We start from the raw sequence: 12,428 nt of genomic DNA, 5'->3' as shown, positions 1-12,428 counted from the left end.
CCATGTACGCACCCTGCAAGAAGGAGCCCGGCTCTGACAGTCGACCCACGGCCGACGTCGTCACCGTCGTGGACTCCACCCTACAGGACCGGCTGACGCTGGCCCTTGGCGAGGTCGCCCGGCCGGTGCATCTGGCCTCGGTGTCGGCAGCCCTGTCAGTCGTTCGTGAACGGCCCGTCCGGGCCGTCCTCCTGGGCCAGGACTCCATGACCACCCGTTCCGCGCCCGAGGTCGGCAAGCTCGCCGTGACCTGCGGCGGCACTCTCATCGCGGTGGTGGGCGGCTGGACCCCGAGCCTCTCGGACACCCTGCTCGCGTTCGGCCGCTACGGCGTCCGCGACGCGGTCGACGTGTCCAGTCGGGACGGCCTGTCCCGGTTGAGGGACCTCATCACCCGCGCCGAATGGGAGCTGGCCAACCGCGTAGCGCGGGCGCTGGAGCCCAGCCTGCAGGAGGCGTCCGAAGAGATGCAGTTCTTCGTGAACTACCTCGTCCGGGCAGCGCCGTTCGTCGGATCGGCCACCGTCCTCGCCGCTGGGCTCCGGGTGCGGCAGAGCTCGCTCAACTCCCGGTTCTTTCGGGCAGGGCTTCCGTCGCCCAAGAAGTACCTGGCCTACATCCGGCTGTTGTTCGCCGCCGCGCTCCTTGAGCAGCCGATCGTCTCGGCGGCTCAGGCTGCGCGCCGCCTGAACTACTCGTCACCCCAGAGCTTCATGCGTCACGTACGAGATCAACTCGGCGTGTCGGTGAGCGAATTCCGGCAGCACTACACCTTCGATGCGCTGGCACATCACGTTTCATTTCATACGCTTTCAAAACACGGAGCGACGATCAGATGGTTCAGACCGCTCGGTACGGTCGTCCCCGAGGGGGAGGATCGCGCCGGAGACGGATAACCGATCCACAGGGAAACATGGGCACCCACCCAGACCAGCGACGTCGTCGCTGGTCTTTTCTATTTGAGCGGTATCAGAGTGTGCCGAACGCATGCCGTTCCCTCTGTCATCGGCACAAGCGTTCGGAGACAATCTGGGGATGAACGAACGCCCTGATGGCAATACCGTCACACTGTTGGCGCGCACGAACACCACCCGCAATGAGCGGGTCTTCGGCATTCGTCAGGTCGACCGCCGCAGTCACATCGCGATCCTCGGAAAGACCGGCACCGGCAAGTCCGCGCTCTTGCAGTCGATTGTCCTTCAGGACATCGCGGCTGGGAAGGGAAGTGCACTGTTCGATCCGCACGGCGATCTCGTGCGAGCTGTCGCAGCTCGCATACCGCTGAACCAGCGTGCCGCGATCGTCTTCCTCGACGCGACAAATCCGACACTTCAACTCCGATTCAACCCGTTAGCAAACGTCCCCGAGAGCCAGCGCGCATTGGCGGCAGCCGGCTTGGTCGAGGTGTTCAAGAAGATCTGGTCGGACGACTGGGGACCTCGTCTGGAGCACCTGCTTCGCAACGTCGTCTTCACTCTCCTCGAACGGCCCGATTCAACGCTCGCCGACATTCCGCGACTCATCGCCGACCGCACCTTTCGTTCGCAAGTGGTCGAGTCCATTGACGATCCAATCGTTCGGGATTTCTGGACCAACGAGTTTGAGAAGTACTCGCCGGGCTTCCGGTCCGTCGTCGTGGCACCGCTGCAGAACAAGATCGGCGCCCTCCTCACCGACCCGACGCTCCGGCGCATCCTCGTCGAACCCGGCGAGCCACTCGATCTCCGCCGCATCATGGACGAGGGGAAGATCCTCCTCGTGAACGTCGACAAGGGACTCATCGGCGAAGGGCCGGCGGCAACGCTCGGTTCGTTCCTCCTCTCGCACATTGCACTCGCGGCGATCTCACGAAGCAACGTTCTTGAGAGCGAACGCCGGGACTTTTCCATCGTTCTCGACGAGTTCCAGACCTTCACCACGCTCTCCGTTGCCACCATGCTCGCCGAACTTCGAAAGTTCCGGGTCGGGATGGTTCTCGCCAATCAGCACCTCTCGCAAGTCGACCCTGCCATTCGCGACGCCGTCTTTGGAAACGCCGGTACCCTCATTGCGTTTCGCGTCGGCGCTGCCGACGGGGCCTTCCTGGCGCGCGAGTTCGCGCCCACTTTCGCCGCGGAGGATTTCATCTCCTTGCCCCTCTATCACATCTACATCCGGCTTCTCATCGACGGCGAACCCTCACGCCCCTTTTCGGCCACCACGCTTCCGCCCCTATCGCTGAGCGACTGACGGCGCTCTCTTCTTGTGGTTCGATCCCTTTGAATGGAGGCAGAGTGGCGCAGTCGGCAGAGGTCATTTCGCATTGGCATCAATCCGTCGACGGACTCAGCACCTCGACGCTCGATTTCTACGCGGCCGTTGAAAAGGCGATTCTGGCAAAGGAGGTGGCTGACATTCGTATCGAACGGATCGAGGTGCCGGAGCACGGGCTGCTCTCCGCGAAGCGAGTGTACCTCGGTGTGAGTTATGGTCGCCTGCGGTTTGACATCTGCGGCGCCCCGTTCGGCAAGGACTTCTTCTTCTCGTGGTGGCTGGTGAAGCGGACGCCCGGTTTCGCCGCCCTCTGGGGGTGCGCTACGCTCATCGGGCTGCCGATCATCATTCTCGGATTCATCAGTGTCATGGGCTTCTTCAAGGGCATCATCTTCGCACTGCTGGCCGTCGTGATCGGTTTCGCCATTCTGAGGAGCAGCGCCTCCGATGGATGGAACGCGATCGAGGATGTGATTCTTGCTATGCCCGTCACCGGCGTTCTGTACGCCAAGTTCGTCAAGCCGGTGACGTACTTCTCCGAGGACACACGCCTGATGTTCGAGGAAACCGTACACCGGATAGTCGTGCAGGTGGTTGGAGGAATCCTCACGCTCAACAAGCTGCCCGAGATTCCGGCCGACAAGTTGAAGCCGCAGTCCAAGAAGGCGCTCGCGTAGCATGCATCCGCACGACCTCCAGCGCCTCTTTGACGACTGGGAGTCCCAGACCCGGGGCGTGCGTCCGTCACCGGGTCGCGTGGCCGTGGAGCCGGCGTTCACTCCGCTCTTCGCGAACAAGCGCGCGCGGAAGCCGGTGCTTGATGACGGGCGCCGGCCCGGCTTGTTCGAGCGCGTGAAGGAAGCAGCGCGCGGGCCGGCGCCAGTAGCGGAAGATCCGGAGGAACCGGAGACCGCGCGATACGATGGTCCGAGCGACCTCGTTGAGTTCGAACTGCTCCTGCCGCGTGATTTCGTCGTCAAGGCGGGTGCGGCGAGAAGCTGGCTTGCGTCGCTCCACAGCGTTGCCGAACCGCTCAGTATGGAGATCATCGGGTCACCCGAGCGGGTGACCTTCGTCATCTCATGCAGCGCAGCGGACCGAATCTCGGTCGTAGGGGCGACGCGTGCCCATTTCCCCGAAGCCAAACTCCGGCAAGGAACGGACGTTCTGCGCACGGCGTGGACGCGCGACAAAGGCCACGCCATCGTCGTCGGAATGGGCCTGCAGGAGCGTGTCTTCCGGCAGCTCCGCTCGGATGACCGGCTCGACGCTGACCCATTGATCGGCATCGTCGGAGTGCTCGATCAGTTGACCGCTGGGGAACTCGGCGTCGTCCAGGTGATTCTGGCTCCGGCCAGCCCGAAGTGGAAGAAGGAGTTCGAGGACTTCGCGGCGAGCATCGACGACGTCGACAAGGTGATGTCCCTCATTCGCACCAAGTTCTCCGAACCAACCTATGCAGCAGTGCTCCGGATCGCGGCCATTGCGGCCGATGAAGACGGAGCCGTGGACGTCGGGCAGCGGTTGGCGTACGCCGTCGCTGGGGCCACACGCTCCGAGTCGAACGAACTCGCCCCCGCGGACTCAGGCGATCACGGCTTCGACGTCGAGATGGAAGACTTGCTGGATCGCGCCACGCACCGGAGCGGCATGTTACTATCGCTCTCAGAAGTGCTGACGCTGGTACATCCGCCGTCGGCCTCGGTGCGCTCAGAGCGGCTGCTGCGGCAGGGCTCTCGCACAAAGGCAGCGCCCGCTTCTGCGCTCGGGAAGGCGTTGCTCATTGGCACCAACGAACACGACGGCGAGACGCGCAAGGTCTCGTTGTCCGCCGAAGAACGGCTACGTCACACGTATGTCATCGGCGCCAGCGGCACCGGCAAGAGCACGCTGCTCTTGTCGATGATCGCGCAGGACATCGCCGCCGGTAACGGCTTCGCGGTGCTCGACCCGCACGGCGACCTGATCGACGACGTGCTCGCTCGCATTCCTGCCGAGCGTGCCGGCGACGTCATTGTGTTCGATCCGGCCGATGAAGCCTTTCCAGTGGGCTTCAACATCCTGTCCGCCCACTCGGAACTCGAACGCACGCTGCTCTCCTCAGATCTCGCGGCGGTCTTCAAGCGCCTTTCCACGACGTTTGGCGACCAGATGTCGACTGTGCTCGGGAACGCCATCCTCGCGTTCCTCGAAAGCTCCGAGGGCGGGACGCTCATCGATCTGCGGCGGTTCCTTATCGACAAGAGCTTCCGCGCCCGCTTCCTCGAGACAGTGCAGGACGATCAGGTGGTGTCGTACTGGCAGGAAGAGTTCGCGCTATTGAAGGGACTGCCTCATGCACCGCTCCTGACCCGTCTCAACACCTTCCTGCGCCCGAAGCTCATTCGGCACATGGTCGCCCAGAAGGAAAGCCTCGACATGCGGGCCATCATGGACGGTCGGAAGATCCTCCTGGCCAAGCTGTCGCAGGGCGGTATCGGAGAGGAGAACTCACATCTGCTCGGCTCGCTCGTCGTCGCGAAGATTGCGCAAGCCGCGATGAGCAGGCAGGACGAGGCCGCCGCGGGGCGCGTGCCGTTCTTTTTGTACATTGACGAGTTCCATCATTTCATCACACCGTCCATCGCCGCCATCCTCTCCGGTGCCCGCAAGTACGGACTCGGCCTCACGCTCGCGCATCAGGAGATGCGCCAGCTCAAGAGTCGGAGCGAGGAAGTTGCCGGCGCCGTGCTCGGCAACGCGTACACCCGTCTCGTGTTTCGTGTCGGCGACCAGGACGCACGGACGCTCGCGGACGGATTCTCATTCTTCGAGGCGAAGGATCTCCAGAACCTTGGCCTCGGTGAAGCGATAGCGCGCATCGAGCGCCCGGACTTCGACTTCAACCTCCGGACGACTCCGTTGCCGCCCGTGCCCGAGCAGACGGCACGTGAGCGCAGCGCCGCAGTGATCGAAGCCTCACGCGCTCGCTACGCGAAGCCCAAAGCCGAGGTCGAGGCGATTCTGCGAGCGAGCATCGCAGAGGAGCAGGGGGACGACGAGGGGAAGCCGCCTGCGCCGAAACGACGGCGAGCCTCGAAGGCGGAGGCTCCGGCTCAGTCCCAGCCGGCGCCGGCGCCGGCCGCAGAACGACTTCCGGGCCGAGGAGGTCCGCAACACAAGTACCTGCAGCAGCTTGTTCGAAAGCTCGCCGAGGACCGCGGGTACACCGTGACGGTGGAGCGGCCCGTGCTCGATGGACACGGCCACATTGACGTTCACCTTCAGAGGGGCGACCTGTCGATCGGGTGTGAGATCTCGGTGAGCACCGGCGCCGAGCACGAGACGCAGAATCTCTCCAAGTGCTTGTCGGCCGGGTTCGGCTATGCGGTTCTCATCAGTCCCGAGGAGGAGACTCTCGTCGAGGCGCGAGCGCTCTTCGGACACTACGACAAGCGGGTTCGGTTTGTCTCGCCGGACGGGTTCATCGCCTTTCTGGAGGAGTTCGAGGCACACGCTGCGCGAGACGAAGCCAAGAAGCCGAAAAGGCCACAGGCGCAACCTCAGGGGCCGGACGATGCCCCGGCGGGCAAGCGCATGCTGATCGCGGAGGATGCGGCCGAGTACCTCGGCCTTGCGACTCAGACGCTCGCCAAGTTGCGGTGGAGTGGGGATTCTCCGCCGTTCTTCAAGGTGGGGCGGAGGGTGCTGTATGAGCGGGATGAGCTGGATGCGTGGTTGGCGCAGAGGAAGAGGAAGTCGACTTCCGATACAGGAGTTCAAGGCTAGTCGTGTCAGGCGTGCAGAAGTGTTGTAGCAGCCGGAGAAGTTTCATTCGGAACACACGAACCTGAGCCGAGAGACGTACGTGGTTGATGCCGAATAGACGTGCCGGGCGCACTGTCTTGTGTGATGGCTGGACTGCCCGCAGGTTTGCATTGTTACACTCGAAACCAACCGTGAGGTCGGAATGAGGATCATCGTAGCCGTGGTGGCGGTTGCCTGCGCGTCACGGCTGGCCGCCGCCCAGTCGACTCAAATGATTGAGGCAAGATTGCGCGAACTCATCGCCGTCGCATCGCGTGGGGATTCTGCCGCTTTCCTCGCGTTTGACAGAGAACTGCCGGCGGACATTGCGCGCATACATGCGGCGCATCCACGCTATGAGTGGGCGCAACTCGATCAGGCCGCGAGGGCAAAGCGGTTGACGGAACTGTCCGCATCTAACACGGGTGAGTCCGGCATGGGCAGTCTGATCACGTGGACCGCATTCCCCTATCGTATCGTGGATATTGAACCGCGACTCGACAACGCGCTCATGTCCGGCGGAGCTTCGTCGTTTGTCACATTTGACTACTCGGACCCGCAGCACGCGCCGATCTATTATCAAACGGTCGTACGTCGAGTAGTGCTCAAGGTCGAGACTGACCGGAACATGCAGTTCGTTTCGAGCGCCGTGTTGAAAACCGAGGGCTTCCAGACTCTCGCTCCCAGAATCGTAAGCGCGCGATGGACCTACTCCCGGAACATGCTGTTCAGAGTCGGATTCGTCGGCGGAATACTGCCGGTGTCAGCGAGCCTCCAATGCGGCCAACAAGCAGCTGTCACGCGTAGAGGCTTGAGGTACTCCGACGGTGCATCCTTGGTTGTACCGCAAGTCGACTTTGATCGTGTGCGAGTCGACCAGCCGTCCACGTGCTTCGTAGCGATTGAAGACGCGAATGGCAAGAAGGATGCGGTGCGATTCGACACGCCGGCGCTCTCTATGAGCGAAGAGTCGCGTAGCTGCTGGCCGCGGCCGGAGTTCAAGGAGCTCGGATTGGTCCTGCGATTTCTAGAGTGCGGCCCTGTCACTGGAACGCTCGCGGACGCGAAGGAGTTTGGGGTGGGAGCTGCCCCGAGCGCTGCACGAGGCACGCTCACCAACGATGGGCACGAGTCGGTTACCGGCACATCGGCGCGCGCACCGCACGTGGGCGATGCTTATGCACTTGCACGACTGATGCGCACGCAGGCAGACAGCGCCGCATTCGATCCGGGTGTGGACCGCGAGATCGCAGGATCTCCTGTGCGCGTGTTCGAGGTGGTGCGTAGCTCATTTGCTAACGACAAGTTCCAACTGCTACAGTCGGATGAGCAGACGCTAGTGATCGTCGCGGAGAAGACCGACGAGGGCCGCTTCGCCGGAACAAAGCAGAAATTCTTCGTCTCGATTGATGCCGATTCGTTGACGGCGACGACGTCGCGTCTGCACCTGCAGGCCTTCGTGTACGTGAATGCGCTGGGCGGTTCGTGGATGCCTAGCCGGCGGGTTGCAAGGCGATCTGCCCTGCAGGCGGTTGATAATCTTCAGAGTGCCGTGAGCAAACCGGAGCCGCCTTCAAAATGATCGAGAGACTCAGCGACCTCGGCCCGCAACCCACATGCCGAGGTCAAGCCGCAGTCAACGGTTGATCTTCGAAGAATCGCAATGCAACCTGTAACCTCCCGGGGGCCAGGAAGCAGCGCAACGCGTGACTCGCCGCCGAGGCCTGTCAGGTCTTCCACTGGAAGCCGCAGGATTCGCAGCGGCGACTGGTGGAGACGATAGAACGCGTTACTGGCACTTCTTCGTCGAACTCTGAATACCCATTTTCCTCACCGGACGACGTGTAGTGCGTAATGCGCTTGGTAATCGTCTCCGTAGTCTCTATGTAGTGAACGTCGGAGCTAACGATAGCTATCGCGGTGCTGGCGCACTTCTGGCATCTGGACGGTGCCGGAGGTGGTGCGGGAGCCCGAGGCGTGAAATGCCAGAGCAACGAGGTGAGCAGCACCGGACCGCCAAGCATAGCGGCTGAAAACGCTACTTCCGCAAGATCGGATGCGTGCCCGGCAGTGAGCATTCTCATACCCACGTTGAACGCCAACACGGTGAGGCCAGCAATCACCATGCATCCGCAGCCTCGCTTGATCACTTGATTCTCGTCCATCTACCCTCCTCGCGCGGCAAATGCAGGCGCACCGTGAACCATTCCGCTCATCTGAAGGCTGCTGCGCCGAACGTGCAACTAGCCGTCACGATCTGCCCGGCCTTTCTTGTGTCTCTCATAGTCCTCCACCGCCTGGTGAGCCTGCGAAACCAGTTCGTCGAGCTTCCTCTGGACGTCCGGTGAGTGTCTACCGACCCCCAGGTCTGCGAGGAATCGTACCAGCTCAACTTCGTCCTTCTCAGATTGTCTGTGGAGCTTCCTGCTTTCCGTTGGATCGAGCTCCTCTAGGTCACGTGCGAGCTTCACTTCAGCCGCGAAGATCCCTCGGACATTCTCCGCGTACTTCTCTCTCTCAACAGCGTCCAACTGCTTTAGCTTGCCAATACTCTGTCGCAACACCTCTATCGTCACCACAGAGAGCGACTTCTCTCTCCTCCTGAAGAACGGGATGCCTATCGCGAGGACGGGAAGAACTGAGGGAATGACGTCCGTCATGCGGTTCATTCTAGCCTCTCGTTGGCGGTGAACAAATTGTGTACGGTCGACAATCTCGCCCAGAAGATGGCGTTCAGGCGGCTTCCTGCAAGTCAGAACGCCCGGCGTCTCGCCGGGCGTTCTTGAAGAAGCAACACATCAGTCACTCACTCCGTGAGCCGGCGAGTCACGAACAAGCGAGCCCGTCAGCAGCACCAGCGGAGCGTGATCAAGCCGCGCCCTCGTCGTCCCCGCGCACCGCCAGCTCGCTCACGCACGCCTGCCGCAGCGGCCCCAGTTCATCCTCGACGATTCTCTCTATCGTCGAATCGTCCACGGCATCGTACTCGTGGCGGAGCACGTTGCCCAAACCGCGAATGCCGCGCCACGAGACTTGGGGCTGCCGCTCCTCGATCATCGGGCCGAGCTTCTTGGCGGCTTCGCTGATCCGTTCGAGGCACCGCTCCACCGCGTCGCGCGTCTTGTCGTCGAGCTCGGCGCCGGGCTTCAGGCCCTTCAGGTGGGCGCGCACCCGATCGATGTTGGTGACGATGTCCTGCAGCCGTTCGCGCGGCACCTCAGAAGGCATACACCGCCTGCGCCTCGGCGCTGGGACGCACATGAGGACGGAGGCGGTCGCGCCGGGCGACGTCCACGTCCTGCCCCACGATCTGTTCGAGGTCAGCCGCTATTCCGGCGTAAGCGAAGAAGTCGTCGGCCACACCGGGGGTGAGGTCGACGAACAGGTCCACATCACTGTCCGCTCGGTGCTCCGAACGCACGACCGAGCCGAACACCGCGACGTGCAGAACGCCGCGCTCACGAAGTTCTACTTCGTGGGCGCGGAGCTTCGCGAGGATGTTCGTGAGGAGCGACATGAGAAGAACCTACTCCCGAGGGGGCTGGCCTACAACACGCCCACGCGCCAGCTCGGTTCCTTCGAGCGGGAGGCGCGCGGGTGCGCGGCGAAAGCCCTGCGTTCGCGCCATCCGACGTCGCGCCAAAGGCTTCCTATGTGCTTCCTACAAGCAAAACGCCCAGCGAGTGAGTCGCCGGGCGTCTTGTTATAACATCATGTAAATCAACCACTTCCATCAGTCGGGGCGAGAGGATTTGAACCTCCGACCTCCTGCTCCGAAGCAGGGGACGCGTACGCAAGTGCCGGTAACATCGTGAGTTACTCGCAGGCTGGTCAGTTTCTTCCGCAGATTGCCAAGAGGCACCGAGTGCAATCTGTCCCGCTTGTGGGTGCCGTGTGGCCCCGGTCTTACGCGATCACGCCTGCTCGTGCCGAGCGCCTCCTTACGCCGCGAAGCAATGCCGTCACGGTAACTCGGGCACTCTGCCCCGGATCGCGTTGCCCCGAGTTTCTATGCCACCGCAAGCAGAGGGAATCCGGGACATCGGCTCGCTTTGCTCGTCGACCCACGCTCCGCGCGATGCCCGGCGGAAACCGCTACGGCCTGCGCTTCTCTCGGTCGACGATGGTGTGTCTACCGCCGCCGACCTGCCCAGCCTGAGTCCTCGCGCGGAGAGCGATCCGCACGACCTTGCTCGCGTCGACAAGAATCGACACCGTGTCGTCCCTCAACACAATCTGGTCTCCAAGCCGCGTGCAGTATTTCAACTGTTCGGGAATGCTGCTCTCAAACGTGATGCTGGCGTCACGACAAGTCTCAAGCGTGGCGACGGCGGCTTCGTGGCCATACTTCGTCATCGCGGCAGTCTCATGAAGGGCCACGAGAAGCGCCACCGCCACGCCAGCAAAAGCCGCCAGTTGCCGCAAGGCGTGCGTGCCCACGCGCTCCACCTGTATGCGAAGAACCGTGAGCGCGAACGAATGCGTCCCGTGATCTGCTGCTGGTGTTTCTGCCTTGCGTGAGCGCGAGGCGACACGGAAGCCGTCAAGGGCCGACCATACGTTTGTGATGAATGCGGCGAAGACGACAAGGAGCATCCCCTGGAGACCGGTGATGCTCGCGCTCGCAAGCGCTCGCCATGAGGCAATTAGGTAAGCGGCCGTGTCTAGTCGCGGCGCGCCCTCCCGGAACCCAAGTCCGGTGAGATAGCTGTCGTAGTATGCCGCACCCCAGAAATACAGCACGGCGAAGGGAATACTCGTCTTCACGAGAGATCCCCCGAGAGTCGTGACACTTCGGCTCAAGTGAGAGCCAATCGGACGGCGCGATCGCCTGGAGTTGGACTGGCGTTCGGGCTGCGTCGTCTCTGCGATTGCTCGCGGTAGCATATGCATGGGGATTGAATGGAAGCGTCGTGGTCGTGCTGGCGAGTCTGACATCGAGCGCCAGAGTATCACCCCACAGACTGCGGGGAGTCATCACACATCGCTCGACCGCAGGTCAGCCGCCGGGTCCTCTTCGAGCGGCGTCAAGTCGTCGACCGAACTCCGTCCAATCGACCCCGAGTGCTCTGAGCACCCGATCGACGGAGTCCACACGAGGATGACGCCGGTTCTGTTCGACGAGACCCACGAAAGTCCGATGGACCCCGGCGAGATCCGCCAGCGCCTCTTGCGAAAGGCCCGCTTCCACGCGGAGCGCTCGGAGGCAGGGGCCGATGGGTAGGCGACTCGGACGCCGACTGGTCATGCCGATGTATCTCACGGTGTCGCGAATTCGTCTACAGACAAAAGAACGACAGACAAAACACAGCAATTCGGCTTGTCTCGTTGCTGTCTGTCCCTTGTCTGACACCTTCCGCCGAGGGAGGTCCCGTGAGCGACGAGTCGTTTCTCGCGTTGCTGCGAGCGTCGGCAGCAATCGACGCGGAAGCATCGGCGTTCGAGCAGCGCGCGCTGATCGTGGCTGCCGAAGTCATCGTCAGACGCACGCTGCGGCGCTGGGTCGACGGAGTACTGCTCCGTCGGGGCCTACTGGATGATGTTGTGCAGGAGACCCTTCTGCGTCTGTGGGTCAACCGGGCGAAGTGTCGGGCGCAGTCCGATGCCCAGGCTGTAGGCTGGGTCACGGCAATCGCGCGCTGCACTGCGGCGGACGTGCTGCGCCCAGAGAGGCGAATGCCAACCATCTCCGTCGAGATCGAGAACGCGTTGCGCTCGTCGGCGGGTGTCGAGGATGACGACCCCGGGCTTGCGGGACGCATCGCGTGGCTGTCTTGGACGCTGCGCGCACAAGACTCCGCACTCCTGTGGCACCGCCTAGTGCTCAGCCAAGAGTGGTGCGAGGTCGGCGCGAGCCTCGGCATTTCGTGGACGGCTGCGCGCCGACGATATCAGCGGGCCATCGTGCGCCTTCGCGCCCTCGCCGTCCTCGACCCGGAAGTCCAGCGCATGTTCGGCGCTTTGGCGAAGGCCGAGCTCGGCCGGCACGCAGATTGATCAGCCTGGCCGCCAGCCTCGTTCCGGACGTGTGCGCGAACCGACGGGGGTCACGATGGACCATCACGATGCCGAGCGCCTCAATGGTCATCTTGTGGCTTGGTGGGAGACGGGCACGGAGGGCGTCTACTGGTCGTTGGTGACCGACTGGAGCGCCACGGAACGCTCGTACGACAACCTGTACGTCCTGGAGGAGGGCGACGTTCTGACGATCTTCGAGGAAGACGGTTCCGTCGCTTGGCACGGGAGAATCGCGTGGGACTTACACACGCGTCGACTGAGGTCCCCGTACAATCCCGATCGGATCCAACAAGAAGTCGGCGGCCTGTGGGTGCACGGTCTCCAACGCGGCGTCGACGCCGAAAGGTGGGCCGACTTCTTCATGGGACACG

Annotated in this window: 12 protein-coding genes; 6 read left to right on the top strand and 6 right to left on the bottom strand. The window is 62.7% G+C overall.

Features of this window, described 5'->3' with window-relative positions:
- Window positions 1–2 precede the first annotated feature (2 nt).
- From VGJ96_07875 to VGJ96_07855, 5 genes are all read left to right on the top strand, one after another.
- The gene (locus VGJ96_07875) at window positions 3–896 is read left to right on the top strand and encodes a helix-turn-helix domain-containing protein (protein HEY3287022.1); all 894 of its coding nucleotides are present in this window, start codon (window positions 3–5) and stop codon (window positions 894–896) included.
- Between the two features lie 139 nt (window positions 897–1,035).
- Window positions 1,036–2,229, top strand: a complete 1,194-nt coding sequence (locus tag VGJ96_07870; GenBank protein ID HEY3287021.1) for a DUF87 domain-containing protein — start codon at window positions 1,036–1,038, stop codon at window positions 2,227–2,229.
- A gap of 44 nt (window positions 2,230–2,273) precedes the next feature.
- Complete coding sequence (locus tag VGJ96_07865; GenBank protein HEY3287020.1) at window positions 2,274–2,930, top strand: hypothetical protein; 657 nt, start codon at window positions 2,274–2,276, stop codon at window positions 2,928–2,930.
- Window position 2,931: 1 nt separating this feature from the next.
- Window positions 2,932–6,021, top strand: coding sequence for a type IV secretion system DNA-binding domain-containing protein (locus VGJ96_07860; GenBank protein ID HEY3287019.1), 3,090 nt, complete (start codon window positions 2,932–2,934; stop codon window positions 6,019–6,021).
- Between the two features lie 181 nt (window positions 6,022–6,202).
- Window positions 6,203–7,621, top strand: coding sequence for a hypothetical protein (locus VGJ96_07855; GenBank protein HEY3287018.1), 1,419 nt, complete (start codon window positions 6,203–6,205; stop codon window positions 7,619–7,621).
- A gap of 145 nt (window positions 7,622–7,766) precedes the next feature.
- Here the strand turns inward: VGJ96_07855 and VGJ96_07850 are convergent, their stop codons facing one another.
- The 6 genes from VGJ96_07850 to VGJ96_07825 all read right to left on the bottom strand — a co-directional run bounded on the left by VGJ96_07850 (window position 7,767) and on the right by VGJ96_07825 (window position 11,287).
- Entirely contained in the window at window positions 7,767–8,204 is a 438-nt protein-coding gene (locus tag VGJ96_07850) for a hypothetical protein (protein HEY3287017.1), read from the bottom strand.
- A 78-nt stretch (window positions 8,205–8,282) separates the two neighbouring features.
- Window positions 8,283–8,708 carry a hypothetical protein gene (locus VGJ96_07845; protein HEY3287016.1) on the bottom strand — a complete coding sequence of 142 codons (426 nt, stop codon included), beginning with the start codon at window positions 8,706–8,708 and terminating at the stop codon, window positions 8,283–8,285.
- Window positions 8,709–8,907: 199 nt separating this feature from the next.
- The gene (locus tag VGJ96_07840; GenBank protein HEY3287015.1) at window positions 8,908–9,267 is read right to left on the bottom strand and encodes a HepT-like ribonuclease domain-containing protein; all 360 of its coding nucleotides are present in this window, start codon (window positions 9,265–9,267) and stop codon (window positions 8,908–8,910) included.
- Entirely contained in the window at window positions 9,257–9,556 is a 300-nt protein-coding gene (locus tag VGJ96_07835; GenBank protein ID HEY3287014.1) for a nucleotidyltransferase domain-containing protein, read from the bottom strand. The genes VGJ96_07840 and VGJ96_07835 overlap by 11 nt, the downstream gene beginning before the upstream one ends.
- Before the next feature lie 578 nt (window positions 9,557–10,134).
- Window positions 10,135–10,806 (bottom strand): hypothetical protein, encoded by a 672-nt coding sequence (locus VGJ96_07830; GenBank protein HEY3287013.1) that lies wholly within the window; start codon window positions 10,804–10,806, stop codon window positions 10,135–10,137.
- Window positions 10,807–11,038: 232 nt separating this feature from the next.
- Complete coding sequence (locus tag VGJ96_07825; protein ID HEY3287012.1) at window positions 11,039–11,287, bottom strand: helix-turn-helix transcriptional regulator; 249 nt, start codon at window positions 11,285–11,287, stop codon at window positions 11,039–11,041.
- Between the two features lie 125 nt (window positions 11,288–11,412).
- On the opposite strand from VGJ96_07825, the gene VGJ96_07820 reads away from it, so the two are divergent.
- Window positions 11,413–12,036: a sigma-70 family RNA polymerase sigma factor gene (locus tag VGJ96_07820; GenBank protein ID HEY3287011.1), complete on the top strand. Its 624-nt coding sequence runs from the start codon at window positions 11,413–11,415 to the stop codon at window positions 12,034–12,036.
- Window positions 12,037–12,428: the final 392 nt, after the last annotated feature.

Source organism: Gemmatimonadaceae bacterium (genome assembly GCA_036504815.1).
GTDB lineage: Bacteria > Gemmatimonadota > Gemmatimonadetes > Gemmatimonadales > Gemmatimonadaceae > PNKL01.
This window is presented reverse-complemented; position numbering and strand designations above follow the sequence as displayed.